We start from the raw sequence: 25,740 nt of genomic DNA on the forward strand, positions 1-25,740 counted from the left end.
CCTCCGTAACTTTTTTCCGGCTTCCTGTGGCGTTTTTTTTATCTCTCCTCTTATCCTGTGGGGGTCCGGTTTGGTCCTTTGGGGTAAACACCCCCCCCCCCCCCCCCCCACCCCGGCCAAGGTCGGGCATATAGATATAAATCGGACACCAACGCGGCGGAAAAGTGTCCCTTGTGGACACTCAGGCTGCGCTGACCCTTTGGCGCCGCAAGTGGTCGCGACACCTGGGTGCGGAGACCGCCAACGGGACTTACAGGTAGCGCACTAGTCCGTCAGCCCTTCTTCGTAGGCGCGCAGGGTGTCGATGAACGTCCGCCGCTCGGCCGGGCTCAGCGGCGCGAGCGCCTTCTGCCAGGCGCGGGCGCCCTGCGCGAGCCAGCCGTCGATCGCGGGCCGCATCCGTTCGGTGATGGCGACGATCCGCCGCCGCCGGTCCGCCTCGTCCTCGCGCCGGTCGAGCACGTCCTTCTTGGTCAGTTCACCGACCATCAGGCTCACCGTGGTCGGGGCGACTTCGAGCCGTTCGGCCAGCTCGTTCACCGTCATCGGCCCGTCGAAGAGCAGGTACGACAACAGTGACAAGTGCCGCGGGGCCAGCGACAGCGACTGGAGTTCATCGGGGATCTTGATCCGCTTCGCCCGCCCGACCATCCGCGGCATGAGCAGCAGCAAGGCCCGCACGGCGTCGTCGACTTCCATGTCCTCGGTTGACACCGGCCACCCTCCTGGATACCTTTGCAAACAAAGAAGCTTTGCTTGCAAAGCAAAATAGCTTTCCCGCTGATGCTACCTGGGGAGTTCCGTTGCTGATGACCACCGCGGACGCCGAAACGGGGCGTCCCCGCACCACCCGTGTCGCTTGCCGTCCCGCCGGAAGCCGGTACCTGGTGTACGCGCCCGACGGTGATTCGCCTTGGTGTCGCGACCTCCTCGTCAGTCCACAAGCGACAATCGAGATCGACGGGGTGCCGCACGCCGCGCGTGCCGTGCCGCTCGAAGGCGAGGAGCACGGCTTCGCGTTACACCTGCTGGAAGTCGACGCCGCCCGTGGCCGCGCGATCGCCGATCAGCTGCTCGTCCACCACGGCGAACTCAGGAAGACCTTGGCGGCCGCGCGGGCCGAGCTCGACGGCGGGCCGGTCGCGGACCGGCCGGGCCTGCGGCGCGAACTGCTCGGCCATTGCGTCACCTTCTGCAACGACCTGCGCATGCACCATCTCCGCGAGGACGGCGCGTTCACCGCGATCGAGAAGGCCCATCCCGGCCTCGCGCCGGCGCTGAAGCGGCTGCGCGAGGAGCACGAAACCGTGTCTCGCGCGTTGCTCGATCTCGACGCTTTGCTGCAAGGCGAGGGAGACCCCGGAGCGCTGCGCGAGAAGTTCGAGCGGGTCGCCGCGGGGCTGGAGGAACATTTCGCGTACGAGGAGGCGAATCTGCTTCCGGCGCTTCGCGGGAAGAGCCCGGTTACTCCAAGCGGGTGAGACCGGCGGGCCGGTTGGCGGGAGACACCGGTAACGAATGTCCGTTCCTCGGCGACTGATCGTTGTCCGCACCGATCGGCGCGACGCCCCCCGACCGGAATAGTGAGAACCGAATGAAGCTTCGAAGAGCCTCACTTCTGTCTCTGGTGGCCGCAGTGGCCACGATCATGCTCGTGGCGCCCGCCTCCGCTCTCGCGGCCCCGCCGACGAGCGCGGTGGAGGTCTCGCCGACAACCGTCCAACGTGGACAGACGTTCACCGTGACGCAGACCGTTTACAACGCCGACGCGACGTCGACGATCGAGGGCGGCAAAGCGACGCTCTACGGCAAGGAATCCTCGCTGCCGGGGATCGTCGACCTGGTTTCCTGTCCCGGCGCGTACGCCTGCGACATGCTCGGCGGCAGCATCCGCGGCGGCGTCGGCACCGTGACACCCGGGCAGAGCAAGACCGTGGTGTTCACCTTCCGGGTCAAGGACGACGCCCCGCTGGGCGCGGTCACGCTGCAGCACCAGTTCGTCGGTGACAACTACAGCTTCGAGATCCTCGACGGTCCCGTGCTGACCGTCACCGGTACGCCGAGCGTGGCCGACCTCGGGGTCACGCTGACCGCGTCCCCGCGCGGGATCCTGACGTCGTCGGTCGATTACACGCTCAAGGTCACGAACGCCGGCCCGGCCGCGGCGTCCGGGATCCGGGTGGTGTCGACCCTCGGCAACGGGCTGCGCTTCACCGGCTCGTCCGTCTGCTCGAACCCGAGCGGCACGAAGGTCGTCAATTGCGACTTCTCGTCGCTCGCGTCCGGCGCCAGTGCGACGGCGAAGTTCTCGGTGGCCGCCGGACTGCTGACCCTCGGGCCGGTCAAGACGACCGCGAAGATCACGCAGAGTTCCGTCGCCGACCCGAACGCGGCCAACAACACCGCGTCGTCGACCTGCACGGCGATCACCGGCCTGCTGCTCAGCTGCTGAGGCACGCCTTTCGGCACCCGCTCGCGAGCGGGTGCCGAAAGGCGTCAGCGCAGGCGTTCGGCACGAGCGTGGAGATAGCGCTGGTGCGGCAGGCTCGTGGCATGCCGTGCCGCGTCCACATAGGACTCGACGGCTTCGGCGGTGTCGCCTGCCAGTTCGAGCAGATGCGCGCGGGCGGCGTGGAACCGGTGGTCGCCGGAGATCCGGTCACCGAGTTCTTCCAACGCGGCCAATCCTTCTCGCGGCCCGCGGGACATCCCGACGGCGACGGCGTGGTTCAGCGCCACCACGGGATTGTCGGAGAGCCTCAGCAGAAGTCCGTAGAGCGCCTCGATCTGCGGCCAGTCGGTCTCCTCGGCGCTCGGCGCCTCGTCGTGCAGCGCGGCGATCGCCGCCTGGATCTGGAACTGCCCGGTCGGCCCGTTCGGCAGCGCTTCGGACAGCAGCGCGATGCCCTCGGCGATGTACCCGGCGTTCCACCGGCCCCGGTCCTGTTCGGACATCGGGATCGGCGCGCCGTCCGGCCCCGTCCTCGCCGGACGGCGCGCGTCGGTGAGCAGCATCAGCGCGAGCAGACCGGCGACCTCGCTGTCGTCCGGCACCAGCCGGTGGACGATCCTGGTCAGCCGGATGGCTTCGGCGGAAAGATCGCTCCGCACCAGATCGGGGCCGGACGTGCTGGCGTAGCCCTCGTTGAAGATCAGGTACAGCACGTGGAGCACCGCGTCGAGCCGTCCCGGTTCCGGTGGCCTGCCGAACGGGACACCGCTGGCCTTGATACCCGCCTTCGCGCGGCTGATCCGCCGGGTCATCGTCGCCTCGGGGACCAGGAACGCGCGGGCGATCTCCGCCGTGGTGAGCCCGCCGACCGCCCGCAGGGTCAGCGCGATCTGCGACGCGGGCGAGAGAGACGGGTGACAGCACAGGAAGAGCAGGACGAGCGTGTCATCCGACTCGCCCGGCCGCCGGTCCGCGGCGGGAGCGAGGTGCTCCTCCGGCAACGTCCGCTGGACGACGGTGTCCTCGCGACGCCGCCGCGCCTGCTCGGCGCGGAGCAGGTCGGTCAGCCGCCGCGACGCGACCGTGATGAGCCACGCGCGCGGATTCTCAGGCCGCCCTTCGGCGGGCCATTGCGTCGCCGCCGCGAGAAGCGCCTCCTGGGTCGCGTCCTCGGCCAGGTCGAAATGACCGTAGCGGCGGACGACGGCGCCGAGGACCTGCGGCGAAAGCTCGCGCAGCAGATCCCCGACGCCGCTGTCCGGCACCTAGAGCTCCAGTTCTTCGAAGCTGTCGGCGCACGGCCGGATGTCGACGTACCAGTCGCGGCCGAGGTCGCTGCCTTCCGGATGCGGCGTGTTCGCCAGCCGGGCCGCGATCTCGGTCGCGCGGTCGTAGCTCACGCAGTCGACGGTCGTGTAGCCGACCAGGACCTCCTGCGTCTCGGCGTACGGTCCGTCGGTCACCACGGGGGCGCCGTCCCGCAGAGAGACGCGGCGGGCGTGCGCCGGCTGGGAGAGGCCCTGCGCGTCGACGAACTCGCCGGACTCGACCAGGTCGTTGTTCCACTTGGCCATGAACTCGTGCAGGGCCTTGATCTCTTCGGCGCTCCAGGCGCCACCGATGTCGGCGAGTTCCTTCTGCGACCCGAACATCATGATCATGTACTTCACTGTGCTCTCCTCTCGGCGGGCACCGTTTCGGTGCCTTCTGCCAGGGACGTCGGAGCCGCCGGACAGGACCGGACATCGTTCGCCGCGAATTCTTCCTCAGCCGCGGCCGGCCGCCGAACCGCGCGGTCGCCGTCGTCCCAGGTGCGCAGGTCGACCGGCGGTACGAGAGTCATGACGTGACGGTAGCCAGTGATCACTCCACGAGAAAGGCGGCGACACCGGGAACCGAAGACGACCTTTCCGCGACTTGTGGGGCTGAATCGTGCTGCCCGGCGAGCGGAGAGAGATGCACTGGTACGAGGACGACGACCTGTGGGTCGGCTTCGCGGACGTGATGTTCCCGCCCAGCCGGGCCGAAGAGGCCGAACGCCTGACGGCCACGTCACCGCTGCTCGCGGTCACACCGGAGACGAAGGTGCTGGACCTGGCGTGCGGCCCGGCGATCCATGTCGTGCCGCTGGCGAAGAAGGGCGCCGACGTGACCGGCGTCGACCTCAGCCCGGCGATGCTCGAACGCGCCCGCGAGGCCTGCGAAAACGCGGGAGTCGCCGCGAAGCTGATCCAGGCCGACATGCTCGAATACACCGAGCCCGGCGCGTACGACCTGATCATCAACATGTACACGTCGTTCGGCTACTTCACCGAGCCCGGCGACAACCTCACAGTGCTGCGAAACGCCTACGCCAGCCTCGCGCCCGGAGGCAGGCTGCTGATCGACGTGCTCGGCAAGGAGGTGCTGGCGGTCTGGGTCGGACGGCCGAAGGCGGTCGACGTCGACGGCGGGACGGTGTTCATGCGCGACACCATCCTCGACGACTGGACCCGTCTTGAGACCGAGTGGACCCTGGTTCGCGGCGGTGAGGCGAAGCAGGCGTCGATCGTCTCCTTCTTGTACAGCGCCGCGGAACTGAAGGCGCTGTTCGAGACGGCGGGCTTCACCGGCGTCGAGTGCTTCGGCGACTTCGACGGCTCGCCGTACGACAACCACGCACGCCGCCTGATCGTGCGTGGTGAACGTGACGGCTGAGCCCCTCCGCCTGTTCGCGGAACCGGACGACGTCACCGCGCGTCCCCTCCGGCTCATCGGTCCGGTGATCCTGCTTTCGGCCGCGCTCCTGATCTCGCTGATCGCGGGCATCGCGCTCGGCCCGTCGAACGTCGCCCTCACGGATGTCTTGCGCTACCTGGGAAAGGCGATCACCGGCGGCACCATCAGCGGCGATGAGGTCACCGGGTACTCGATCGTCTGGCAGGTCCGCACGCCGCGGGTGCTGCTGGCGGCCGTGGTCGGGGCGGGGCTCGCGGTGGTCGGGGTGGCCGTGCAGGCGCTGGTCCGCAACGCCCTCGCCGATCCGTTCGTGCTGGGGATCTCCTCGGGTGCCTCGGTCGGTGCCGCCGCGGTCGTCGTGTTCGGCCTGTTCGCCGGGCTCGGTGTCCTCGCGCTGTCGACGGCCGCCTTCCTCGGCGCGCTCGTCGCGACGGCGCTCGTCTATCTGGCCGCCCGCAGCAAATTCGGCCTGACGCCGTTGCGTCTGGTGCTCACCGGGGTCGCGCTCACGTATGCCTTCCAAGCCGTGATGAGCGTGCTCGTCTACCTCTCGCCGAACGGCCAGGCCGCGCAGACCGTGCTGTTCTGGCTGCTCGGCAGTCTCGGCGCGGCGACCTGGGCGTCCTTGCCGCTGGCCGCGCTCGGCGTGGCCGTCGCGATCGTGGTCCTGCTGCGCTACGGCACCGCTCTCGACGTCCTGTCCATGGGCGACGAGACCGCGATGAGCCTCGGCACCGACGCGGCCGCGTTGCGCCGCTGGCTCTTCCTGCTCACCGCGGTCGTCACCGGACTGCTGGTGGCGGTCAGCGGTTCGATCGGGTTCGTCGGGCTGGTCCTGCCGCATGTGGTGCGGATGATCGCCGGTTCGGGCCATCGCCGGGTACTGGCGCTCGCGCCGCTGGTGGGCGCGGTCTTCCTGGTGTGGGTCGATCTGCTGGCCCGCACGCTCGTCGCGCCCGAGGAGCTGCCGCTCGGCGTGATCACCGCGCTGATCGGCGTTCCGGTGTTCCTCGTCGTGATGCGGCGCCGCGGCTACGCGTTCGGAGGTCGCTGATGTTGTCGTTGCGCGAACTCTCCGTCGAGGTAGCCGGGACGACACTGATCCGTGAGCTGCGCTTGGACGTCGGCGTGGGTGAAGTCGTCGGCCTCCTCGGCCCCAACGGCAGCGGCAAATCGACCGCGTTGCGCTGTGTCTACCGCGCGCTCGCGCCGTCCGGCGGTGCGGTCCTGCTCGACGGGACCGACATCGCGGAGCAGGGCTTGCGCGACACCGCCCGCCGGATCGCCGCGCTCACCCAGGACAGCCGGGCGGATCTGGACTTCACCGTCGAGGAGGTCGTCGCGCTCGGCCGGTCGCCGCATCAGCGCGGCAATCTCCGGTTGTCGGCCCGTGAACGCGCGCTGTGCCGGGGAGCGTTGCGGCGGATGGACATCACCCATCTCGCGCAGCGCAGTGTGCTGACGCTTTCGGGTGGCGAACGGCAACGGGTGCTGGTGGCGAGAGCGCTCGTCCAGGAACCGGAAGTGCTGGTCCTCGACGAGCCGACCAACCATCTCGACGTCCGCCACCAGGTGGAACTGCTGAAGTTCCTGCGGGACTGCGGGCTCACCGTGCTCGTCGCGCTGCACGATCTCAATCTCGCCGCCGCCGTCTGCCACCGGATCGCGTTGCTGCGCGCCGGATCGCTCGCCGCCTGCGGGACGCCGGCCGAAGTGCTCACCCCCGAGGGGGTCCACGCCGTGTTCGGTGTCGAGGTCACCCAGGTGACCCACCCGGTGACCGGCGCGCTCCAGCTGCTTTACGACCTTCCCGCCGATGAAACCGAGGGGATCACACGATGAAGCCGTCCAGGGTGACCGCGCTCTTCGCCGCGGCACTGCTCCTGAGCGCCTGCGGTGCCCAGGTCGAGGCCGGGCCGACCGCACCGGCGCAGGCCACGGTGACCAACTGCGGCGCGCAAGTCACCTTCCCGGCGCCGCAGCGTCCGGTGGCCTACGACGTTTCCGGTGCCGAGAAGCTGTTCGCGCTCGGGCTCGCCGGCCGGATGCGCGGGTACGTGATGAATTCGCTCGGTGACCCGTCGATCGCCGGTTCGCCGTGGAAGGACGACTACGCCAAGGTCGAACGGCTCGGCACCTCGCGGGTCACCCGCGAGATCCTGGTGAACGCCAAGGCGGATTGGGTGATCGCGGGCTGGAACTCCGGGTTCAGCGAGGAACGTGGGATCACGCCGAAACTGCTGGAGCAGGTCGGCATCCGCAGTTACCTGCACACCGAGACCTGCTGGGAGTATCCGGCGGCGAAGTCGGAAGTGACGCCGCTCGAAGCCCTCTACACCGACCTGCGCAACCTCGGCGACATCTTCGGCGTCCGCCAGCGGGCCGACGAACTGGTCGCGGAACTCAAGGGACGCTTCGACAAGGTCCGTGCCGGAGCGCCGAAGACGCCGCCCGCCAAGGTGTTCGTCTACGACTCCGGTACCGATCAGCCCTTCACATCCGGAAAACACGCCGCGCCCAACGACATCATCGAAGCCGCGGGCGGGACGAACGTCTTCCGCGAGCTGCAGGACGGCTGGGGCAGCGTCGGCTGGGAAGCGGTGGTGAAGGCCGAACCCGAGGTGATCGTGGTCGTGGATTACGCCGACCAGCCCGCGAAGGACAAGATCGCGTTCGTCAAATCCGCGCCACAGCTGAAGAACACGCCCGCCGTGCGCGACAACCGGTTCCACGTCATCTCCTACGGTGACCTCGTGAGCGGCCCGCGCAACGCGGCGGGCGCCGAGTCGCTGGCCGCGTACCTGCGCTCGATCGGCCGGTGACCGCGATGTCCGCGCTGGTCCACGAACACGTCACCGACGCGATCAAGACCCCGTCGTTGATCCGGCTCGAACCGAACGTCGTGCTGATCCGCTTCGAAACACTGAAGGTCTACGCGGCGCTCGGCGCGGTCCGGTCGCTCATCGCCGAGGGTGCCGTCCGAAAAGGACAGACGCTGATCGACAGCTCCAGCGGGATCTACGCGCTCGCGCTGGCGATGGCCTGCCACCGCTACGGCCTGCGCTGCCACATCGTCGCGTCGACCACCGTCGACCTCACGATGCGTTCGCAGCTGGAGATCCTGGGCGCGACGGTGGATCAGATGCCGCCGTCCGACGATCTCCGCCTCGACCAGCGGCGCCGGGTCGCGCGTGTGCACGAACTCCTGGAACGGCATCCGGACATGCACTGGATGCGCCAGTACCACGATCCCGTGCACTACCTGGGGTACGCCGAGGTCGCGGATCTCGTCGCCCGCGCCCTGCCGTCCGGGCCGCTGACCGTCGTCGGCAGCGTGGGCACCGGTGCGTCGACGGGCGGGATCGCGCGCTCCCTGCGCGAACGCGATCCGGACGTCCGGCTGACCGGGGTCCAGCCGTTCGGCAGTGTCACCTTCGGCAGCGAACGGTTCACCGATCCGGACGCGATCATCGCGGGCATCGGCTCCGCCATCCCGTTCGGCAACGTCGATCACGAGCTGTACGACCGGATCCACTGGCTGGACTTCGTGCACGCCATGGCCGCGACCGTCGGCCTGATGCGCGAGCACGCCGTGTTCGCCGGGCTTTCCACCGGCGCCGCCTATCTCGTCGCGGGCTGGGAGGCGGCGCGGAATCCGGATCGGACGCATGTGGTGATCGGAGCTGACACAGGACATCGCTACACGGCAAGGGTTTTCTCTCGGCATCGGGAAGCCGTCGACCCGGCGGGGCTCGCGCCGCGCGAGATCGCGTCGCTGGACGATCTCGCGCTGCCGTGGGCCGCCATGGACTGGCGACGCCGTCGATTCGGGAAACCCTCGCCGCCGTTGTACCGGAAGGAGCGGGCGTCGTGACCGTGTTTTTCGAAGCGCGCTTTCGGATCTCCGCAGCCGGGCCGCGGCGTTGGTCGTCCACTCACTGGGCCGTGTCGGCGGCCCGTCTTCGCAAATCCGAGGCCTGCGGCCGGACAGAAACGCGCGCGCGTGTCCTCGCCCAACCTGTCGGCTTCAGTGGGGAGATACGCTCGTGACCGTCGTTCTGTTGGAAGCACTCACCTTCGGCCTGGGCAGGCTGGCCGACGCGGCGGCGGAGGCCGGGCGGAAACTGGTGCTGTTCACCGGAAACCGCGACATCTACCGCTATGAACTCGGCACGCTCGGGCCGGACAGGGTCGAGGTCGTCGACATCGACACCACCGACATCGCGGCCTGCGAAGCCGCGTTGCGCGCCATCCCGGACCTCGCGGGGATCATCAACTCGACCGACACGTGGGCACTGCCCGGCGCGGAACTCACCGCCCGGCTCGGCCTGCCGGGGCCGGACGCGAACGCCGTCCGGGTGCTGCGGGACAAGGGCGCGGTGCGCGATCTGCTGTACGAACACGGGCTCACCCGCGGCAGGCCGGTGCCCGTCATGGTCGCCGAAGAACTCGGGTTTCCCTTGGTGGTCAAGGACTCTTCGGGAACATCCTCGCGCGGGGTGTGGCTCGTCCGCGACGAGGCCGAACTCGCGCGGGCCCGGCTGGAGGCGAAGGAAACACCGCTCAAGGGACACCTGATCGCCGAACCGTATTTCGCCGGTCCGCTCTACAGCGCGGAAACGGTCACCTGGCAGGGAAGGACCCGGTTGCTCGGGATCCTCTCCCGTCAGCTGTCGCCCGAACCCGTGCGGCGTGAGGAAGCCGCGGCGTTCCCGGTGGCCTTCCCCGAGGCCGAGTACGCCGGGCTGGCCGACTGGATCGGCCGGGTGCTCAAGGCGGCCGGACATGAGCAGGGCTTCGCGCATACCGAATTCGTGCTGACCGCCGACGGTCCGGAGGTCGTCGAGATCAACATCCGGATCGGCGGGGCGATGCTCGGCGAGGCGTTGTGCCGGTCCTTGGGCACCAACGTCTATTCCGCGATGATCGCCATGGCGCTGGGCGAGGAGCCCGCCCTGCTCACCCAGAAGATCGGGGGAGGGCCGGGGATCGGGTTCGTCCTGGCGTATCCGGCCGCGGAAGGGGTGCTGAAGGGCTGGTCGGGGCTCGACAGGCTGCCCGATCTGCCCGGCGCGCCGGAGTGGTATCCGACGGCGAGCCCCGGCGACGAGATCCGGCATCTCGCGGATCAGCGGTCGTGCACCGGGATCGTGCTGGCCGAAGGGGCGACCGCGGAACTCGCGCTGCATCGCGCGCTCGCCGCGGCGGGCGGGATCACGCCGGAGATCGATTCTTGAGGGAACCTCCAGCAAACGCGCCGTGCAGGGTCTCGTGCGCGCGGCCGCGCCGGACTACGGCGCGAAGGGGATCCGGGGAGATCGCCTCGGCCGTCCTCGCTTTGACGTCACCGGAATTCGGCTACCTGACCGGGACTTCCGTTCTCGTCGACGGCGGTCTGAACACCGGGCGGCCGATGGTTTCGCGACACGATCGCAGGTGTCAGGAACCGGGCACGCACTTCTTGGCGGCCGCGGCGGCGGCCTTGATCTCCGGCGAGTCCAGCGCGACGGCCGCGAACGGATCGGTGGTCTCGGTGAGTGGTTTCTGGGCCGCGTCCAGGGCCTTGAGCGCCTGGTCCAGACCGGCTTTCCCGTTGGACGCGTCGAGCTTCCGTTTGCCTTCGGCCGCCGCGTCCCGTGCCGCGGTGTAACGGTCCACAATGGACTTCTTCGCCGCGTCACCGCCGGGGATCGGCGACGCGGGCAGGGCGGTCAGTTCGCTGATCACCTTGTCCGCGAGCCCGGCGCGCACCCCTAGGTCTTCGCTCAGCCAGCTTCGCGTCACCTCGACGCCCGACGGCTGTTTGCTCGCGTATTCGTTGCTGGCCTTCACATAGCCGAACAGCGCGCCACACATTCCGTCGAGCCAGGCCACGGTCTTCGGATCCGGCGCGGCCGGCGCCGGGGACGACGCGGTGACGCTGACGGTCGCGGGGGCGGCCTGCGGTGTCCCACCCGAACAGGCCGACATCGCGAACAGGGCCCCGGCAAGGGATACGAGCAGTGTTCTCGTCTTCATGGAGACTCCGTTCGCGGTGACGCTTCGGTCAATGGGGAGGCGCGCAGGTCTTGGCCTCCGCGGCGGCGGCCATCAGCTCCGGCGTCTCGATTTTGAGCGCGGGCAGGAGATCGGGGGTTTCCGTGACCGGTTTCTGCGTGGCGTCCATCGCCTTGATGGCCGCGTCCATGGCGGCTTCGTTCCCGGACTTCTCCAGCCGCTGCTTGCCCGCGGCCGCCGCGTCCCTCGCGGCGGCGTACTGGTCCACAAGGGACTTCTTCACCGCGTCGCCGCCGGGAATCGGTGACGGGGGCAGCGCCGTCAGATCGTCGACGGCCTTGCCCGCGAATCCCGCTCGGATCCCGAGTTCTTCCTTCATCGCGCCGCGGGTCACTTCGCTTCCTGAGCGCTGTTTACGTGAGTATTCGTCGTGGGCCTTCAGGAAGCCGTACACGGCGCCGCACACGCCGTTGAGCCATGCGACGGTCTTGGCGTCCGGCCCGGCAGGCGGTTTCGGCACGACTGAAGACGGCGTGACGGTGACCGTCGTGGGGGCCGGTGGTGGCTCCCCGGAACAGGCCGTCGTCGCGAAGAGCGCTCCGGTCAGGGCGATGAGCAGCAGATTCGTCTTCATGGGATCCCCTCCGGGGTGAACACGCACCGGAGGGCCGGAGGGTTGCCTCCGGCCCTCACGACCGCTACTTCTCGACGGCGTAGGCCTCGATCTCGACCTTCATCTTCGGATCGATCAACGCCGAGACCTCGACCATGGTGGCCGCGGGCAGCACGTCGGCGAAGGCTTCGCGGTGCGCCCGCGCCACCAGTTCGGCGTCCTTGATGTCGGTGACGTAGGTGACCGTGCGCACCACCGCGGCCAGGCTCGAACCGGCCTCCCGAAGCGCGGTCTCGATGAGCGAAAGCACGGCCGACGCCTGTTCGTACGCGTCGCCCGAGCGTTCCGGCTCACGCGCCGTCGTCCCGGAAACGTGGATGTGCTCGCCGACGCGTACCGCCCGGCTGTAGCCGAACACCGGCTCGAAGTCCCCGCCGGAGGAGATGTTCATCCGTTCAGTCATGGCCCGAACGAAAGCACATCCGCCGGCACCTGACACCAGTGGCGCCCCGCACCGGTTCCGGTACGGGGCGCCACTGGGCCGTCCTTACTTCTCTTCGTCCTCCGGCGGCTTCTCGTTCGCGGCCGGCGGGATGGCCTTCGTCAGCTCGACGATGGTCTTCCCGGCCATACCCGACGCACCGTAGGTCGGGTCGCTGAGGATCTTGGTGGTCTTCTCGATCGCGTCCGCCACCTTGGGGAACCGCTTGTGCAGGTCGCCGATCGGGAAGCTGTTCCAGTAGTCGAACCGCTTCAGGATGTCCGCCGCCTCGGGACGCCCCTCCAGCACCTTCGTCAGCTTCTCGCGCACGACCCTCAGCGGCATGTCGCTGAGCTTTTCCCGAGGGGGCTTGGGCGTGGCCTCCGGAGTGGTGTCACCCGGCTTCGGGGGCGGACCCTCGATCGGCTTCTTTCCGCCGGGCATCGGCCTCCCACCGCCGGGTTTCGGCTTGGGAAGCGGGATCTTGCCGCCGCCGAGCGTCAGCTTGACGACGTCGTCGGCCGCGCCGCGCGTCTTCGCCAGGATCTTGATCATCTCGGCGAGCTTCTTGGCCGTGTCGGCGATCTGCTTGGCGATCTTGGCGATCGCGACGCCGACCGTGGTCATGATGGAGGTGATCGCGGCGATGATCGAACCGCCGAAGGTGACGGGCGCGAGTGCCACCGCCACGATCGCGGCCTTGAGGATGCCGGCCAGGGTCATGGCGATGATGTCGCGGACGATGCCGCGGACGGCACCGATCACGGCACCGGCGATGCCCATCTGCTTGCCCGCGAAGTTGATGTAGTCGGCGAGCGCGTCGATCTGGGCGGCGACGCCCTCCATGTCGGCGCGGAACTTGTCGGCGGCCTCGCCGTCCCACTTCTCCATGAACTTCTTCGTGGCGGCCGCGTGGTCCTCCGACCACTCCTTCACGGCCTTGCCCTCGTTGTAGATCGCGGTCTTCGCCGCCTCGATGCCCTTCGGATCACCGAGCAGGAAGTCCAGCGGCCAGCGGAAGATGACGATGTGCTCGATCAGCCAGCCGATACCGGCGGTGAGCAGCGACCCGATCGGGTCGACGACCATGCCGAGGATCTCGATCGCCATTCCCGCCGAGGCCAGCCCGATGCTGAGGCTGTCCCCGTCGTCGACGGCCTTCTTCAGCGAGAACGCGGAATCGAAGAAGCCCGCGCCCGCGGTGTCGCCACTGCCCGCGAGGAAGCTGCGGTTCTCGTCCTTGAAGTCGTCGGCCTTGGTGCCGCTGCCGTTCCCGAAATCGTTGCGGTGGTACTCGTCGCTCACTTGACCTTCACCTCGTCGATACCCTTGCCGGCGTCGGTGATCAGCTTCTCGGCTTCCTGCTCGTTGGCGTCGTACTTCTTCGCCGCCTCGCGCACCCTGTCCGAGAACTCCTGCACGTTCTCCGAGTACTTGTTCAGGTGGTCCCGCGCCTTCCCGCAGTGCATGCTCGCACCGGCGCCGTAGATCTGGCCGCCGAAGATGCCGAAGATCCCGGGGTCCGCCACACAGCTGCCCACCATGTCGGCACTCTTGCGCAGCGCGTCCTCGAGTTTGTCGAGGTGGCCGGCGAACTCGTTCAGGGCATCCGTCTTGACACCGAATCCGCTCACCAGGGGCTCATTTCGTCGTCGTCGGGGGAGGCGGGCCGCCGGGGTCGCGGCGCCGGGGGGTTCGGCGGCCGCACGGGACGGCCGGGCTGCGGCGGCATCGGGGGGCCCGCCTGCGGGGGCGGCGGCCGGAACCCCGCCTGCGGACGCGGGGGCTCGTTGTGCGCCTCGGGAGCCCACTTGTCCTGCTCCGGGTTTTCCGGAGTGGATTCCTCCTCGTCCACCTTCGGCAGGAAGGTGCGGACCAGCTGGGCGGCCTCGTCTTCACCGTTGATCTCGGTGTAGGACTCGGTGACCTTCTCGACGGTCTTGCGCTGGGCCTCGCGCACCGTCCGCATGACCAGGGCGGAGAGCCGGGCCGGTCCCAGCGCGGTGGAGCGGCTGCCGAACTCGATGGCGCTCAGCGAGCCGTTGGCCTCGACCGTCACCGTCACCGAGCCGTCGGCGGAAGTCACCGTGGACGCCGATGCGGTGAACGCGGCCGTCAGGGCTTGGGCTTTTTCCTCGAGTTTCCTGGCCTCTCGCTCCAGAAGGAGTGCGAAGTCCTCACCTGCATCGAAATTGGGTTGCATGCGTCGCCTTGGCTCGGGTCGGGATGGGTCACGATCGGGGAGAATGCGAGAGGTCGACGAGATGGAACCCCCGGCTTCTCAGCACGGAGGGTAGACGGGCCGTCCCGATTCCGCAGTGAACCGATCGGTCGCGAGGTGGATCGCCCGTATCGTTACCACCGGGCGGACGCCGGGACAAGCCCGAAGATCGGAGAGTGCCCGAAAGGGCCTCAGGGGTGGCGAATCGGGGCAGGCGATGGAAAGCGGGCCGGTCGTGCGGAACGCCGATCGAGACGACGTCATGGCCATCTGCCGCTTCGGCGAGGAGTACGTCCGGGCCCGCTACGCGCCGTTGATCGGCGAAGAAGCGGCCGCGCTGCAGGTGCGGAGGTGGTGGAACGAGACGAACATCGCCGGGGCCGTCGCCCGCGGTTCGATCGTGGTCGCCGGCGACGGCGGGCGCCTGGCCGGCGTCGGGCAGTGCGGGCTCGACGCCGGCGAGCACGTGATCTGCAAGCTGTACGCGCATCCTGGGCATCGCGGGCTGGACGCGCGGTTGCTCGACGTCCTCATCGGACGGTTGCCCGCGGACGCCGGGCGGGTGTACGCCGAGCATCTCGCGGCGGACGAACGCGCGGGAGCCTTCTTCGAGCGCGAGGGTTTCACGGTGGCGCGGATCGAGCCGAGTGCCACGGGGGACCCTCGGCTCGACGTCGTGCGGCGGCTCGGTAGCGCCTTCGTTATCGGCTCTCGGCGGCCTTCTTGAGGTCCTTCAGCCAGATTTCGAGACCCTGCCCGAGCATCGCGGTGGAGTTGGGCACGTCCTTGTCGACCTGCGGGCCGGTGTGGCTCTCTTCGGTGCGGACGATGACACCGCCGGGGACCCTGACGAAGTTCCAGACGTGGACGCCGTCGATGTGCATGCCGCCGGGGCCGTCGAGGGGGCCCGTCCAGCGGATGCATTTGCCGGGCTGGAGCTGCCGGACGGTGGAAACGATGGTCACGTCGCCGGGCGGGTAGGGCATGCCGGGCGGGACGGGAATGGTCCACTGGAAGCGGGAATGCTTGCGCAGCGGGCCGTCGTCCAGCCGCTTCATGGTGACGGGGATGGCCGGGTTCTGCCAGGACGGCCAGGCCTCCACGTCGGTCTGCAGGTTCCAGATGGTGCGCAGCGGCGCCTTGACGAAGGTCTCGGTCCGGTAGTGCACCTTGGCCGACCGGTCGATGCCTTTTCCTTGGCAGGTAAGCGAAGTCGGTTTGGTGTGGTGGGTGGGTGCGGCCTGGGCGGGTGCCGTGGCGCCGAGGACGCCGGCGAGGGCCAGCGGGACCGTGAGCAGGGCCGCGCGTGTGCCGATCCGGCGGTGTGAGGTGCCGAACATGGTCGTTCTCCTTCGCTCCTGGGGCTGTTAGCGCTTGTCGCTATAGTTAGAACCTATAGCGCTACGACGTGAGCGTCAAGAGCGAAAGTGAGAGGCTCTAACTAGCCGGTGCGCGGTTGGTGGTTTCGCGTGACTGGATGGACGACACACGTGATCGGACGGACGACACGCGTGTTCAGGGGGACGGCTCGCGACGGAACCGAAGGGTCAGAGCCATTCCGCGTCGGTGGCGATGCGGATCGCGTGTACGCGGTTGCGGGCGTTGAGCTTCGTGACGATCGCGGCCAGATAGTTCCGGACGGTGCCGGGCGACAGGAACAGTTCGGCCGCGATGTCGGCGACGGTGCGCCCGCGCGCGGTCACCCGCAGGATCTCGATCTCGCGCGTGGTCAGCGGGCAGTCGTCGGTTTCCCAGGCGGCCAGCGCCAATTCGCTGTCGATCACGCGCCGCCCGATCATGACGGACCGCACCGCGTCGGCCAGCTTGCCCGACGGCGCGTCCTTGAGTAGAAAGCCGTTGACCTTGGCGTCCAGCGCCCGCCGGACCGTGCCGGGACGGCCGAGACTGGTGAGGATCAGCGTGTGGCAGCCGGGCAGGCTTTCGCGGATCTCCATGGCCGCGGTCAATCCGTCTTTGCCCGGCAGGTCGATGTCGATGACCGCGACGTCGGGCCGGACGGATTTCGCCGTCGGAAGGATCTGATCACCCGCGGCGACTTGGGCGACCACTTCGATGTCGGATTCCAGGTTCAGCAGTGCGACGAGCGCCCCGCGAACCATGTGCATATCTTCGGCAAGCAGCACTTTGATCACCACGAAGCACCTCGCACCCCAGTTCAGTGGCTCCGTCGTCATCCTACGGGATTCTCACCCACTGCGGTGATATCGAGGAATACGCTTTCAGAGCACGTCCAGCTCTCGCGGCCACTCGACGGGTTCCCTGCTGAGCCCCAGCAACTCGAATTCCGAACGCGCCCAATCGATCCGCACCCGGATCGCCAGCGCGGGCGCCACGGTCAGCAGGAAGCGGCCTGGACCGCCGCCGACTTTGAAAACACCGTAGGTCAGGAACGCGGATCCGTCGCAAACGGCGAACAGCGCGGTGAAAACCGTCGCCCGTTCACTTTCCGGAATCGAATCCAGCCATTCCAGCCCGCCGGTCAGCACCAGCCGCACCGCCATCCGAGCCTCCTCGCCGCGTCGGCTTCCAGCATGGCCGTCCGCGATGGCATGGGGCGTCTCGGATCCTGCGCCGAACGCGAGGAAGGGGACGCCCCGCGCGGGACGTCCCCTTCGTCGAAGAGCCGGGCTCAGCCGGCCTGTTGGTAACGCTTCAGGTACTCGCCGGTCAGTGAGCTTTCCGCGGTCAGGAGTTTCTCGGGCGGGCCGGTGAAGACGATCTCGCCGCCGTTCTTGCCGCCGCCGGGCCCGAGGTCGATGACCCAGTCCGCCTGTTCGATCACCGCCAGGTTGTGCTCGATCACCACCACCGTGTTGCCCGCGTCGACCATGCCGTTGAGCAGGCCGAGCAGCATGTCGATGTCGGTCATGTGCAGACCGGTGGTCGGCTCGTCGAGGATGTAGACGTTCCCGCCGCCCGAAAGGCGGTCCGCCAGCTTGATCCGCTGCCGTTCACCACCGGACAGCGTGCTCAGCGCCTGACCCAGCCCGAGATAACCGAGCCCGGTCTCGATCAGCGCGTTCACCTTCGCCAGCACCGGGGCCTCGGTGAAGTACTCCGCCGCCTGTTCCGCGGACAGCTCCAGTACGTCGGCGATCGACTTGCCCCGCAGCTTGTGCGCGAGCACCTCGTCCTTGAACCGGCGCCCGTCACAGCTTTCGCAGTGCGTCGTGATCGGGTCCATATAGGACACTTCGGTGATCAGCACGCCACGGCCCTGGCATTCCTCGCAAGCGCCCTGGGAGTTGAAGCTGAACAACGCCGCGTTCGCGCCGCTCGCCTTCGCGAAGAGCTTGCGCACCGGATCCATCAGGCCGAGGTAGGTCGCCGGAGTCGAGCGGGACGACGCCGCGATCGGCGTCTGGTCCACGAAGATCGCGCCCGGATGCGCCTCGCGGAAGACACCGGAGATCAACGAGCTCTTGCCCGAGCCCGCGACACCGGTGACGGCGGTGAGCACACCGGCCGGGATGTCGACCGAGACGTTCTTCAGGTTGTGCAGCGAAGCCCGCTTGATCGGCAGCTTTCCCTTGGCGCGCCGCGGATCCTCCTTGACGACACCCGAGCGTGCCAGCCCGGCCCCGGTCAACGTCTTGCCGGCGCGCAGTTGCCGGTACGTTCCCTGGAAGACGACCTCGCCGCCGTGCACGCCCGCGCGCGGCCCGATCTCGACGATGTGATCGGCGATCTCGATGACGTCCGGGTCGTGTTCGACCACGAGGATCGTGTTCCCCTTGTCCCGCAACGCCCGCAGCAGATCGTTGAGCCGCCCGACATCGCGGGGGTGGAGGCCGACACTGGGCTCGTCGAAGATGTAGGTCAGCCCGGTCAGGTCGCTGCCCAGGTGCTTGACCAGCTTGAGCCGCTGCCCCTCACCGCCGGACAGCGACGTCGTCGCCCGGTCCAGCGAAAGGTAGCCGAGGCCGATCGCCTCGATACGTTCGAGCGCGGCCAGCACGCCCTGCGCCATCGCGGCGGTCTGCTTGTCCTTGATGGACTTGATCAGTTCGATCAGATCGGTGATCTGCAGCTCGCACCACTGCGCGATGTTCTTGCCCGCCAGCTTGGTCGCCAGCGCGGCCTCGCTCAGCCGTCCGCCGCGGCAGGCCGGGCAAGGCCCTTCGGTGATGAACTTCTCCGCCTGGGCACGGGTCTTCTCGCTCATCGACCCGGTGTCGCGTTTGAGGTGGCGGCGGGTGAAGTTCGCGACCAGGCCCTCGAACGTCAGCGTCTGCGTCTTGCCGTTCTTGAAGGTGAGCTGGACCTTGCCCTCCTTGCCGTGCAGAAGGGTGTCCATCTCCTTCGCGGTGTACTTGTTGAGCTTCTTGGCCGGGTTGATGGCCTCGTGGTTGGCGTAGAACTGCCAGCCGGGGCTGCCGACCGGGTAGCCCGGCACCAGGATCGCGCCCTCGTCGAGCGACTTCGTCATGTCGAGCATCAGCTCGGGGTCCGGGCGCAGCGCGCGTCCGATGCCCTCGCAGTCGGGGCACATCCCGTTGGGGTCGTTGAACGAGTACAGCGAAGGATTGCCCGCGCTGGGCTTTCCCTGGCGCGAGAACAACACCCGCAGCAACGGGTGGATGTCGGCGACCGTGCCGACCGTCGAGCGCGCGTTCCCGCCGAGCGGGCGCTGGTCGACGACGACCGGGGTGGTCAGGTTCTCGATGGCGTCCACGTGCGGGCGTTCGTGCTTGGGCAGCTGGTTGCGGATGAACCAGGGGAAGGTGGCGTTCAGCTGACGCTGCGCCTCGACGGCGATCGTGTCGAACACGACGGAGGACTTCCCGGAACCCGAAACCCCGACGAAAACCGTGATCTGGTTCTTCGGGAGCTCGAGCGAGACGTCCTTCAGGTTGTTCTCGTGAGCGCCGGTGACGCGGATTCCCTCACCCGCCGGTTGCTTGGTCTTGCGGGCTGCGGCAGTCACAGAATTTCCTTTCCTCGCCGGTGCGCGTGCATGGACGCGCCTGCTCGCCATTCTCGCAGCGCCGCCGAATCACCGGTAGTGATTCCTGTGTGATCAGGGCGTGTTCTCGTCACGGCACGATAGTGAAATTTTCACGGTCCCCGTGAATTCAGGCGCGGGTGTAGACGGCGCCGATGACGCCGGTTTTCAGCGCGTTCGCGCGGGTCAGCTTCAGCGGGATCTCCTTGGCCGCTCCGTCGAACAGTTTCGCTCCCTCACCCGCCACCAGCGGCATGATGTTGAGCGCCAGTTCGTCCAGCAGTCCCTCGGCGAGCAGCCATTGGACGAGCTTCGGGCTTCCGGGCACCCGGATCGACTTGCCGGGCGCCTCTTTCAACCGGGTGATCTCGCCCGCGATGTCGCCGGTGATCAGGCTCGTGTCCGGCCAAGTCAGCGTCGCTTCGTCCAGTGTCGAAGAAACGACGTATTTGTGCGTGCCGTTGAGGAAGGCCGCCATCGGGTTGCTGTCACCCTGCGGCTTCCACATCTGCTCGAAGGCGAGATAGGTGTCCTTGCCCATCAGAATGGCGTCCGAGGAGGCGAGGCTTTCGCTGATGCCTTCGCTCATTTCGTCGGACCAGTACCGACCCATCCAGCGGTCGGGCCGTTCGGCCACCCCGTCCAGGGACATGAACAATCCCGCGGCGATTTCGCGCATGACGAACTCCTTCGTTGACGGAGGCCTGTGATCAGGCCGCCGGCCGATCTTCCCACCGCCGCGCGCGACGCTCCAAAGGATCGAGCACGCCGGAAGAAGTCCAGCGGACCGGCAGCGCGGACAATGCCCGCATCGTCGGGGACACGGTCCAATCCAGGGAGCTCTCGGGTACGGCGAGTGAGAGTTCCGGCGCACGACGGGAAAGCGCGCGCAGCGCCGACCGGATCTCGACCCGTGCGAGATGGGCACCGATGCAGTGATGCGTCCCGTGCCCGAACGACAGATGCCTGCCGTTCCGGTCCATCGCGAACCGGTCCGGATCGGCGAAGACGTCCTCGTCGCGGTTGACCACCGGCAGCAGCGCGGTCACCAGGTCGCCCGGTTCGATCCGGGTGTCCGCGAGCGTGACTTCCTCCGTCGCGACCCGCGTCATGCTGAAGTTCACGGCGGGGCTGTACCGCAGCGTTTCCTCGACGGCGGCGTCCAGCAGCGCCGGGTTCGTGTCCAGCTCGGGCAACAGGCCGGGGCGGGAGATCAGGCACAGCACCGCGTTGGCGATCTGCGCGGACGCCAGCGCGTGCCCGTCGAAGAACAGCGACGCCGCCAGCCCGGTCAGTTCCGTTTCGTCCAGCGCGCCCGAACGGTGCGCCTCGATGAGTTCGGCCATCAGCCCGGACGGCGGGTCTTCGATGTCGGCGAGCATCATCGCGACCTCGTCGTGCAACAGCAGTTCGCCTTGGTAGACGGCGGATCGCGGCGAGCCCGGCTTGCCGAGCCGCGCGTTCGCGCGTTTGCGGAGGGCTTCGCGTCGCGACGGCGGCACACCCAGCAGTTCGGCCTGTGCCGTGAAGGTCAGCGGGGCGCAGAAATCGGCGATCAGATCCGCGGTGGGGTCCGTGCCGATCAGCCTGTCGAGCAGGCCGACGGCGGTGGCTTCGACGTAATCGCGCAGCTGCTCCGCACGGCGGGCGGAGAACGCGCCGCCGATCAGCTTCCGGATCCGGGTGTGCCTCGGCGGGTCCAGGTCGGTCACCGACATCCGGGTGGCAGGCCCGCGTGGATGGGTCGTCTCGGCCAGTACGGCTCGGCTGAACCGCTTGTCCCGTAAGAAATCGCGCGCGTCGGAATAGCTGCTCACCAGCCATTCGCGGCGTCCGTCCCGCTGTCGGGAACCGAACGGGCAGCCGTCGGGGATGTCGTCCCCGACGAGCTGCCGCCGATGCCGTCCTTCGACGAAGTCCGAGCCTCCACGACCCTCTGTCACGTCGCCCATCGGGTCCACCCTCCGATCATCGATTCCGTGCGGGCACGCTCAGCGCGAGCAGGCAGACCGCGACCGAGGCCACGGACAGTGCCGCGATGGCGACCCGCAGGTCGGTGTGCCCGGCGATCTGGCCGACCACGGCCGGGCCGAGCAACAGGCCGACACTGGCCAGTGATGCCGCCGAGCCGATCACCGCGCCGCGGTCCTCCGCCGTCGCGCCGCGCCCGATCAGCCCGTAGACGGTGGGAGTCGACACCGAGATCGCGCCGCCCACCACGGCGGTGCCGATCAGGCCGTGCACCGGCGCGTCGGCCATCGAAAGCAGCAGTACGCCCACCCCGGAAAGCGCGCCGGAAGCGAGCAGCACCAGGCGATCCGACGCGCGGCCGGACAGCCAGTGCCCGCCGAACCTGCCGAGCGCCATCCCCGCGGCGAAGATGCCGGGCGCGGCGGCCGAGATCCCGACCGGTGCCCGGGTCATGTCGGCCAGGAACACCGCGCTCCATTGCTGCACCCCGCTTTCCACCGCCATGGCGAGCGCGGCCAGCAGGCACAGCAGCAGGATCGCCGGGCCGAGCCGCAGACGCCGTCCCGGTTCGCGGCTCTGCCGCACCAGCCGTCCCGGCACCGAACCCCTCGCCGCGATCGCGCCGAGCACGACCAGCGCCGAAAGCGTCAAGGCGATCGCTTCGGCGGGTACTCCCGCGGTCCGGGCCGCCCCGGTGCCGAGGCTGCACGTCAACAGGCCGATGCTGAACAGCGCGTGCGCGCGATTCATCACGCGTGGTCCTTCACCCGCTTCGGCGGAGGCCGCCAGCGCGACCACGACGACATTGCAGGCGCCGGATCCGAATCCGAACAATCCCAGCGTCAGGAACAACGCCGGAATGGATCCGGCCAAGGCGGGCGTCGGCGCGATGAGGGCGAATCCGGCGAAGGTCGCGACCGCCACCGGGCGGCCGAACCGGTCGAGCAACCGGCCGATGGCGAACATCGCGGGCATCGCCGCGAGCGCGCCGATCAGCAACGCGGCGCCCAACTGCGCTTCCCCGGCGCCGGTGGCGTGGCGGACGTCCGGCAACATCGAAAGGTACGGACCCCACAATGCGCCGTACGCGGCGAATCCCGCGAAGACCGTGCTGGTCCGCGGGGCTGCGGTGAGGACGGCGACCATGAGGAGTGACGATCCTTTCCGTGCTGATTGGCGTGCTTTCGCCGAGAGGCGGACTTTCGCAGGTTAGCAGCGGAATTCGAGAAGGGGCCACGATTATTCACCGCATTTATGGAGAAGTGCGGCTACGCGTTCGGCCGGTATTCTCGGCGAAGGTGCGGTTTTTTCAGGCTGGGATATTCATCCCAAAAATGAAGAATTCATACCCGGAAGGTTAACCATTCACTGCTCCCACGCCGCACTCGGTCGCATGATGTAACCGCACGAGAGTGTCTCCGTTGTGAGGAACAGGAAGGTAGTACGTCATGTTGCAGAACGTCGAACCCGCGACCGCGTCGAGGGCCGGCCCGGGGCCGCGGGGGACCGAGACCGAATTCGCGATCCACGCCGAGGGGCTGGTGAAACGGTTCGGCGAGACGACCGCGCTCGACGGGGTCGACTTGACCGTCCGTACGGGTACCGTGCTCGGCGTCCTCGGCCCGAACGGCGCCGGGAAGACCACCACGGTCCGGATCCTGTCGACCCTCGTGACGCCGGACGAGGGCCACGCGACCGTGGCCGGATACGACATCGAAAAAGACGCGCATCAGGTGCGGCAGCTGATCGGCTTGACCGGGCAGTACGCGTCGGTCGACGAAAGCCTGACCGGCGTCGAGAACCTGCTGCTGATCGGGCGGCTGCTCGGCCTTTCGCGGCGGGCGGCCAAGGCCCGCGCGCATGAGCTGCTGGAGCGGTTCTCCCTCACCGAGGCGGGCGGACGGGCCGCCAAGGGCTACTCGGGCGGTATGCGCCGCCGGCTCGACCTGGCCGCCAGCCTGGTCGGCGACGCGCGCTTGCTGTTCCTGGACGAACCCACCACCGGTCTCGACCCGCGCAGCAGGCTCGAACTGTGGGACGTCGTGCGCGGCCTGGTCGCCGACGGCGTCACGGTGCTGCTGACCACGCAGTACCTGGAGGAGGCCGACGCGCTCGCCGACGAGATCGTGGTCGTCGACCACGGCAAGGTGATCGCCAAGGGCACCCCGGACGAGCTCAAGGCGAGCACCGGTGCCCAGCGCCTGACGGTGCGCGGCGCCCAGGCGGGCGACCTCGAGAAGGTCGTGCGGCTGATCGGTGAGATCGCCGGCGCGACGCCGGACGTCTCGGGCCAGGTCGTCAGTGTCCCGGTCACCGACCCGGCGGCCCTGCCCGGCGCGGTCCGGCGGCTGGAGGAGGCGGGCATCGTCATCGGCGAGCTGTCCCTGCGCAGTTCCAGCCTGGACGAGGTGTTCCTCAGCCTGACCGGGCGTCCGGCCGAGGAAGCCGCCGAAGAGACCGAGGAGGAGATCCGATGACCGCCGCGACCACGACGCTGCCGACGCGGCAGTTGTCGGCCCGGGTCGGGTTCTTCCAGGGCATCTCGCAGATGTTCACCCTGGCCTGGCGCAGCACCGTTTCGGTCAAGCACGAGCCGAAACAGCTGGCCGACATCAGTTTCCAGCCGATCATCTTCACGCTGCTGTTCACGTTCGTCTTCGGTGGCGCGATCTCCGGGGACCGGCACGCGTACCTGCAGTTCATGATCCCGGGCATGCTCGTGATGAGCATGCTGTTCGCGACCATCAACGTCGGCATCGGGCTCAACACCGACCTGTCCAAGGGCGTGTTCGACCGGTTCCGTTCGTTGCCGATCGCGCGCTGGGCGCCGCTGGCCGGGCGGATCATCGGCGACCAGTTCAAGCAGGTCTGGTCGGTGCTCTTGGTGGTCGGCGTCGGGCTGCTGCTCGGCTTCCGGCCGGAGAAGGGCTTCCTCGGCGTGCTCGCGGCCGGGTTGCTGCTGCTGGTCTTCGCGATCGCGTTCTCCTGGGTGCCCACGCTGGTGGGCGTCGCCGCCGACCAGGCGGAGAAGGTCCAGGTGTTCGCGTTCGCGGTGATCCTGCCGCTGAACTTCGTCAGCGGCGTGTTCGCGCCGGTCGAGACGATGCCGTCGTGGCTCCAGGCGTTCGCGAACGTCAGCCCGGTGGCGATCCTGCTCAAGGCGTGCCGCGGCCTGATGAACGGCGGCGCCGGGGTCACCTCGGCGGTGATCTGGTCGCTCGTCTGGGCGGCCGTGATCGCGATCGTGTTCGGGGCGCTTTCGGTCCGTGCCCTGAAGAAGCGGATCTGAAGCACCTGCCGCTCGACCCATCGGAGCCGTGACGCGTGCGCGCGCCACGGCTCCGTTGTTTCGGCGGCCCGACCCGGGGAGCGCTGATGGACGAACTGGACTACAACACCTGCAACGCCACCTTCCGCAGCCTGACCGATCAGCAGCGGCTGATGGTCGAGGAGACGTCGCGGCTGATCGGCGCGGGCGCCGATCTCGAGCTGACGTCGTACGGCTGCGGGTTCGGCATGTTCGAACTGGAGCTCATCGCGCGGGTGCCGCGGAGAACGGTGTGGTTCCAGGGCGTGGACACCAACGGCGAAGCGATCGAACGACTGCGCGCGAAGCTGGACGGCCTGCCGAAGGTCCGGGGCCAGCGCGTGCTGACGGCGAGCATGGCCGACGTCCGGATCACGCCGACCGAGTACGGCCTGTTCGTCCAGTCGTTGTGCTACCTCGGCGCCGACGAGGGCATGGAGGTGCTGAAGGAGGCCCGAAACCGGCACCGGCGGCTGGTCGTCGCGGTGACCCCGCTGAACGAGCTGAACGGCGCCTTCGCGGAATCCCTTGCCCAGCAAGGCATCGTGCGCCCGTTGTTCGCGCAGACCCTGGCTGAGGAACTGACGCGGTTCGGTGTCGAATTCCGGTCCGTCACGGTGCGCGCGGAGATCACGGTGCCGGTTTCCGAGCCGGCACACCGTCTTCTCGAGTTCTTGACCTTCGCCCGGCATCAGCCTTGGCGCGGCGGGACCGGCCGGGCGGAGCTGCTCGACGCGGTCGCCGGGATGGGCACGGTTTCCGCCGGGCACGTCCGGATTCCGCACCCGGTCGAGGTTTTCAGCATCGGGTAGTCCGTGAAGGCCTCCTTCCCTACTTTCAGGGTAGGGAAGGAGGCCTTCACGGATTTTCCTTGCTGGGTAAGGCGGGTCGGCATGTCGCGAAAGCCACTTTCGCGACGTCTGACCTGGATCCACCGGTGGGTTTTGTTGGTGATCTTGGTGGGGTTTGTTGATCTTGTTGGTGGGCGTGGGCGTGCTGGGGTGTGCTGGCTGG

General features: G+C 68.4%; 29 protein-coding genes. 12 read left to right on the top strand and 17 right to left on the bottom strand.

The window, feature by feature from the left end; genetic code table 11:
- Window positions 1-264: 264 nt before the first annotated feature.
- The gene (locus tag ACIRGA_RS37890; RefSeq protein ID WP_400951224.1) at window positions 265-699 is read right to left on the bottom strand and encodes a MarR family winged helix-turn-helix transcriptional regulator; all 435 of its coding nucleotides are present in this window, start codon (window positions 697-699) and stop codon (window positions 265-267) included.
- 110 nt (window positions 700-809) lie between these two features.
- Between ACIRGA_RS37890 and ACIRGA_RS37895 the strand changes: the two genes are divergently transcribed.
- Window positions 810-1,481, top strand: coding sequence for a nitroreductase/quinone reductase family protein (locus tag ACIRGA_RS37895; protein WP_400951159.1), 672 nt, complete (start codon window positions 810-812; stop codon window positions 1,479-1,481).
- Between the two features lie 155 nt (window positions 1,482-1,636).
- On the top strand, window positions 1,637-2,452 hold the full coding sequence (locus ACIRGA_RS37900; RefSeq protein ID WP_400951162.1) for a DUF11 domain-containing protein: 816 nt from the start codon (window positions 1,637-1,639) through the stop codon (window positions 2,450-2,452).
- 44 nt (window positions 2,453-2,496) lie between these two features.
- On the opposite strand, the gene ACIRGA_RS37905 is transcribed toward ACIRGA_RS37900, so the two are convergent.
- The 3 genes from ACIRGA_RS37905 to ACIRGA_RS37915 are packed head-to-tail and all read right to left on the bottom strand — an operon-like array spanning window position 2,497 to window position 4,295.
- On the bottom strand, window positions 2,497-3,717 hold the full coding sequence (locus ACIRGA_RS37905) for an RNA polymerase sigma factor (protein ID WP_400951164.1): 1,221 nt from the start codon (window positions 3,715-3,717) through the stop codon (window positions 2,497-2,499).
- Window positions 3,718-4,113: a YciI family protein gene (locus ACIRGA_RS37910; protein WP_400951228.1), complete on the bottom strand. Its 396-nt coding sequence runs from the start codon at window positions 4,111-4,113 to the stop codon at window positions 3,718-3,720.
- A gap of 5 nt (window positions 4,114-4,118) precedes the next feature.
- Window positions 4,119-4,295, bottom strand: a complete 177-nt coding sequence (locus ACIRGA_RS37915) for a hypothetical protein (protein ID WP_400951166.1) — start codon at window positions 4,293-4,295, stop codon at window positions 4,119-4,121.
- Between the two features lie 113 nt (window positions 4,296-4,408).
- Here ACIRGA_RS37915 and ACIRGA_RS37920 point away from each other — a divergent pair, with 113 nt between their 5' ends.
- The 6 genes from ACIRGA_RS37920 (at window position 4,409) to ACIRGA_RS37945 (ending at window position 10,407) form a co-directional block, all read left to right on the top strand.
- The gene (locus tag ACIRGA_RS37920; RefSeq protein WP_400951168.1) at window positions 4,409-5,149 is read left to right on the top strand and encodes a class I SAM-dependent methyltransferase; all 741 of its coding nucleotides are present in this window, start codon (window positions 4,409-4,411) and stop codon (window positions 5,147-5,149) included.
- Window positions 5,130-6,224: a FecCD family ABC transporter permease gene (locus ACIRGA_RS37925; RefSeq protein WP_400951170.1), complete on the top strand. Its 1,095-nt coding sequence runs from the start codon at window positions 5,130-5,132 to the stop codon at window positions 6,222-6,224. Before ACIRGA_RS37920 ends, ACIRGA_RS37925 begins: the two co-directional genes overlap by 20 nt.
- Window positions 6,224-7,012 (top strand): ABC transporter ATP-binding protein, encoded by a 789-nt coding sequence (locus ACIRGA_RS37930; RefSeq protein WP_400951173.1) that lies wholly within the window; start codon window positions 6,224-6,226, stop codon window positions 7,010-7,012. Before ACIRGA_RS37925 ends, ACIRGA_RS37930 begins: the two co-directional genes overlap by 1 nt.
- The gene (locus ACIRGA_RS37935; RefSeq protein WP_400951176.1) at window positions 7,009-7,992 is read left to right on the top strand and encodes an ABC transporter substrate-binding protein; all 984 of its coding nucleotides are present in this window, start codon (window positions 7,009-7,011) and stop codon (window positions 7,990-7,992) included. Before ACIRGA_RS37930 ends, ACIRGA_RS37935 begins: the two co-directional genes overlap by 4 nt.
- Window positions 7,989-9,044: a cysteine synthase family protein gene (locus tag ACIRGA_RS37940; protein ID WP_400951178.1), complete on the top strand. Its 1,056-nt coding sequence runs from the start codon at window positions 7,989-7,991 to the stop codon at window positions 9,042-9,044. The genes ACIRGA_RS37935 and ACIRGA_RS37940 overlap by 4 nt, the downstream gene beginning before the upstream one ends.
- Before the next feature lie 172 nt (window positions 9,045-9,216).
- Window positions 9,217-10,407: an ATP-grasp domain-containing protein gene (locus ACIRGA_RS37945; RefSeq protein WP_400951181.1), complete on the top strand. Its 1,191-nt coding sequence runs from the start codon at window positions 9,217-9,219 to the stop codon at window positions 10,405-10,407.
- Between the two features lie 202 nt (window positions 10,408-10,609).
- On the opposite strand, the gene ACIRGA_RS37950 is transcribed toward ACIRGA_RS37945, so the two are convergent.
- The 6 genes from ACIRGA_RS37950 to ACIRGA_RS37975 form a co-directional block, all read right to left on the bottom strand.
- Window positions 10,610-11,188 (bottom strand): hypothetical protein, encoded by a 579-nt coding sequence (locus ACIRGA_RS37950; protein ID WP_400951183.1) that lies wholly within the window; start codon window positions 11,186-11,188, stop codon window positions 10,610-10,612.
- A 28-nt stretch (window positions 11,189-11,216) separates the two neighbouring features.
- Window positions 11,217-11,801 carry a hypothetical protein gene (locus ACIRGA_RS37955; RefSeq protein WP_400951186.1) on the bottom strand — a complete coding sequence of 195 codons (585 nt, stop codon included), beginning with the start codon at window positions 11,799-11,801 and terminating at the stop codon, window positions 11,217-11,219.
- Between the two features lie 64 nt (window positions 11,802-11,865).
- Window positions 11,866-12,243, bottom strand: a complete 378-nt coding sequence (locus ACIRGA_RS37960) for a RidA family protein (RefSeq protein WP_400951190.1) — start codon at window positions 12,241-12,243, stop codon at window positions 11,866-11,868.
- 84 nt (window positions 12,244-12,327) lie between these two features.
- Window positions 12,328-13,566: a hypothetical protein gene (locus ACIRGA_RS37965; RefSeq protein ID WP_400951192.1), complete on the bottom strand. Its 1,239-nt coding sequence runs from the start codon at window positions 13,564-13,566 to the stop codon at window positions 12,328-12,330.
- Complete coding sequence (locus tag ACIRGA_RS37970; protein WP_400951195.1) at window positions 13,563-13,895, bottom strand: type VII secretion target; 333 nt, start codon at window positions 13,893-13,895, stop codon at window positions 13,563-13,565. The genes ACIRGA_RS37965 and ACIRGA_RS37970 overlap by 4 nt, the downstream gene beginning before the upstream one ends.
- Window positions 13,892-14,464, bottom strand: coding sequence for a YbaB/EbfC family nucleoid-associated protein (locus ACIRGA_RS37975; protein WP_400951198.1), 573 nt, complete (start codon window positions 14,462-14,464; stop codon window positions 13,892-13,894). Before ACIRGA_RS37975 ends, ACIRGA_RS37970 begins: the two co-directional genes overlap by 4 nt.
- A 235-nt stretch (window positions 14,465-14,699) precedes the next feature.
- On the opposite strand from ACIRGA_RS37975, the gene ACIRGA_RS37980 reads away from it, so the two are divergent.
- Window positions 14,700-15,209 carry a GNAT family N-acetyltransferase gene (locus tag ACIRGA_RS37980; protein WP_400951201.1) on the top strand — a complete coding sequence of 170 codons (510 nt, stop codon included), beginning with the start codon at window positions 14,700-14,702 and terminating at the stop codon, window positions 15,207-15,209.
- On the opposite strand, the gene ACIRGA_RS37985 is transcribed toward ACIRGA_RS37980, so the two are convergent.
- From ACIRGA_RS37985 to ACIRGA_RS38015, 7 genes are all read right to left on the bottom strand, one after another.
- Window positions 15,184-15,822, bottom strand: coding sequence for an SRPBCC family protein (locus ACIRGA_RS37985; RefSeq protein ID WP_400951203.1), 639 nt, complete (start codon window positions 15,820-15,822; stop codon window positions 15,184-15,186). The genes ACIRGA_RS37980 and ACIRGA_RS37985 overlap by 26 nt on opposite strands.
- Before the next feature lie 207 nt (window positions 15,823-16,029).
- Window positions 16,030-16,638: a response regulator transcription factor gene (locus ACIRGA_RS37990; protein WP_400951206.1), complete on the bottom strand. Its 609-nt coding sequence runs from the start codon at window positions 16,636-16,638 to the stop codon at window positions 16,030-16,032.
- A gap of 84 nt (window positions 16,639-16,722) precedes the next feature.
- Window positions 16,723-17,004, bottom strand: coding sequence for a DUF6235 family protein (locus ACIRGA_RS37995; protein ID WP_037341299.1), 282 nt, complete (start codon window positions 17,002-17,004; stop codon window positions 16,723-16,725).
- A gap of 128 nt (window positions 17,005-17,132) precedes the next feature.
- Window positions 17,133-19,430, bottom strand: coding sequence for an ATP-binding cassette domain-containing protein (locus ACIRGA_RS38000; RefSeq protein ID WP_400951209.1), 2,298 nt, complete (start codon window positions 19,428-19,430; stop codon window positions 17,133-17,135).
- A gap of 148 nt (window positions 19,431-19,578) precedes the next feature.
- Window positions 19,579-20,127 (bottom strand): dihydrofolate reductase family protein, encoded by a 549-nt coding sequence (locus ACIRGA_RS38005; protein ID WP_400951211.1) that lies wholly within the window; start codon window positions 20,125-20,127, stop codon window positions 19,579-19,581.
- 31 nt (window positions 20,128-20,158) lie between these two features.
- A complete protein-coding gene (locus ACIRGA_RS38010) occupies window positions 20,159-21,400 on the bottom strand; it encodes a cytochrome P450 (protein ID WP_400951212.1) in 1,242 nt (413 codons plus the stop codon).
- 16 nt (window positions 21,401-21,416) lie between these two features.
- Window positions 21,417-22,565 carry an MFS transporter gene (locus ACIRGA_RS38015; RefSeq protein ID WP_400951213.1) on the bottom strand — a complete coding sequence of 383 codons (1,149 nt, stop codon included), beginning with the start codon at window positions 22,563-22,565 and terminating at the stop codon, window positions 21,417-21,419.
- A gap of 302 nt (window positions 22,566-22,867) precedes the next feature.
- On the opposite strand from ACIRGA_RS38015, the gene ACIRGA_RS38020 reads away from it, so the two are divergent.
- The 3 genes from ACIRGA_RS38020 to ACIRGA_RS38030 all read left to right on the top strand — a co-directional run bounded on the left by ACIRGA_RS38020 (window position 22,868) and on the right by ACIRGA_RS38030 (window position 25,538).
- On the top strand, window positions 22,868-23,896 hold the full coding sequence (locus ACIRGA_RS38020) for an ATP-binding cassette domain-containing protein (RefSeq protein ID WP_400951216.1): 1,029 nt from the start codon (window positions 22,868-22,870) through the stop codon (window positions 23,894-23,896).
- A complete protein-coding gene (locus ACIRGA_RS38025) occupies window positions 23,893-24,708 on the top strand; it encodes an ABC transporter permease (protein ID WP_400951218.1) in 816 nt (271 codons plus the stop codon). Before ACIRGA_RS38020 ends, ACIRGA_RS38025 begins: the two co-directional genes overlap by 4 nt.
- 86 nt (window positions 24,709-24,794) lie before the next feature.
- Window positions 24,795-25,538, top strand: coding sequence for a hypothetical protein (locus tag ACIRGA_RS38030; RefSeq protein ID WP_400951221.1), 744 nt, complete (start codon window positions 24,795-24,797; stop codon window positions 25,536-25,538).
- Window positions 25,539-25,740 lie beyond the last annotated feature (202 nt).

Source organism: Amycolatopsis sp. NPDC102389, assembly GCF_044765885.1.
Taxonomy (GTDB): Bacteria; Actinomycetota; Actinomycetes; order Mycobacteriales; family Pseudonocardiaceae; genus Amycolatopsis.

What these genes read in the sequence shown, in the direction of transcription:
- ACIRGA_RS37985 (WP_400951203.1), bottom strand. Translation starts at nt 15,822, where the DNA reads ATGTTCGGCACCTCACACCGCCGGATCGGCACACGCGCGGCCCTGCTC.
- ACIRGA_RS37895 (WP_400951159.1), top strand. Translation starts at nt 810, where the DNA reads ATGACCACCGCGGACGCCGAAACGGGGCGTCCCCGCACCACCCGTGTC.
- ACIRGA_RS37960 (WP_400951190.1), bottom strand. Translation starts at nt 12,243, where the DNA reads ATGACTGAACGGATGAACATCTCCTCCGGCGGGGACTTCGAGCCGGTG.
- ACIRGA_RS37975 (WP_400951198.1), bottom strand. Translation starts at nt 14,464, where the DNA reads ATGCAACCCAATTTCGATGCAGGTGAGGACTTCGCACTCCTTCTGGAG.
- ACIRGA_RS37950 (WP_400951183.1), bottom strand. Translation starts at nt 11,188, where the DNA reads ATGAAGACGAGAACACTGCTCGTATCCCTTGCCGGGGCCCTGTTCGCG.
- ACIRGA_RS38025 (WP_400951218.1), top strand. Translation starts at nt 23,893, where the DNA reads ATGACCGCCGCGACCACGACGCTGCCGACGCGGCAGTTGTCGGCCCGG.
- ACIRGA_RS37995 (WP_037341299.1), bottom strand. Translation starts at nt 17,004, where the DNA reads ATGGCGGTGCGGCTGGTGCTGACCGGCGGGCTGGAATGGCTGGATTCG.
- ACIRGA_RS38015 (WP_400951213.1), bottom strand. Translation starts at nt 22,565, where the DNA reads ATGGTCGCCGTCCTCACCGCAGCCCCGCGGACCAGCACGGTCTTCGCG.
- ACIRGA_RS37930 (WP_400951173.1), top strand. Translation starts at nt 6,224, where the DNA reads ATGTTGTCGTTGCGCGAACTCTCCGTCGAGGTAGCCGGGACGACACTG.
- ACIRGA_RS37920 (WP_400951168.1), top strand. Translation starts at nt 4,409, where the DNA reads ATGCACTGGTACGAGGACGACGACCTGTGGGTCGGCTTCGCGGACGTG.
- ACIRGA_RS38005 (WP_400951211.1), bottom strand. Translation starts at nt 20,127, where the DNA reads ATGCGCGAAATCGCCGCGGGATTGTTCATGTCCCTGGACGGGGTGGCC.
- ACIRGA_RS37955 (WP_400951186.1), bottom strand. Translation starts at nt 11,801, where the DNA reads ATGAAGACGAATCTGCTGCTCATCGCCCTGACCGGAGCGCTCTTCGCG.
- ACIRGA_RS37910 (WP_400951228.1), bottom strand. Translation starts at nt 4,113, where the DNA reads ATGATCATGATGTTCGGGTCGCAGAAGGAACTCGCCGACATCGGTGGC.
- ACIRGA_RS38020 (WP_400951216.1), top strand. Translation starts at nt 22,868, where the DNA reads ATGTTGCAGAACGTCGAACCCGCGACCGCGTCGAGGGCCGGCCCGGGG.
- ACIRGA_RS37980 (WP_400951201.1), top strand. Translation starts at nt 14,700, where the DNA reads ATGGAAAGCGGGCCGGTCGTGCGGAACGCCGATCGAGACGACGTCATG.
- ACIRGA_RS38010 (WP_400951212.1), bottom strand. Translation starts at nt 21,400, where the DNA reads ATGGGCGACGTGACAGAGGGTCGTGGAGGCTCGGACTTCGTCGAAGGA.
- ACIRGA_RS37915 (WP_400951166.1), bottom strand. Translation starts at nt 4,295, where the DNA reads ATGACTCTCGTACCGCCGGTCGACCTGCGCACCTGGGACGACGGCGAC.
- ACIRGA_RS37890 (WP_400951224.1), bottom strand. Translation starts at nt 699, where the DNA reads ATGGAAGTCGACGACGCCGTGCGGGCCTTGCTGCTGCTCATGCCGCGG.
- ACIRGA_RS37935 (WP_400951176.1), top strand. Translation starts at nt 7,009, where the DNA reads ATGAAGCCGTCCAGGGTGACCGCGCTCTTCGCCGCGGCACTGCTCCTG.
- ACIRGA_RS38030 (WP_400951221.1), top strand. Translation starts at nt 24,795, where the DNA reads ATGGACGAACTGGACTACAACACCTGCAACGCCACCTTCCGCAGCCTG.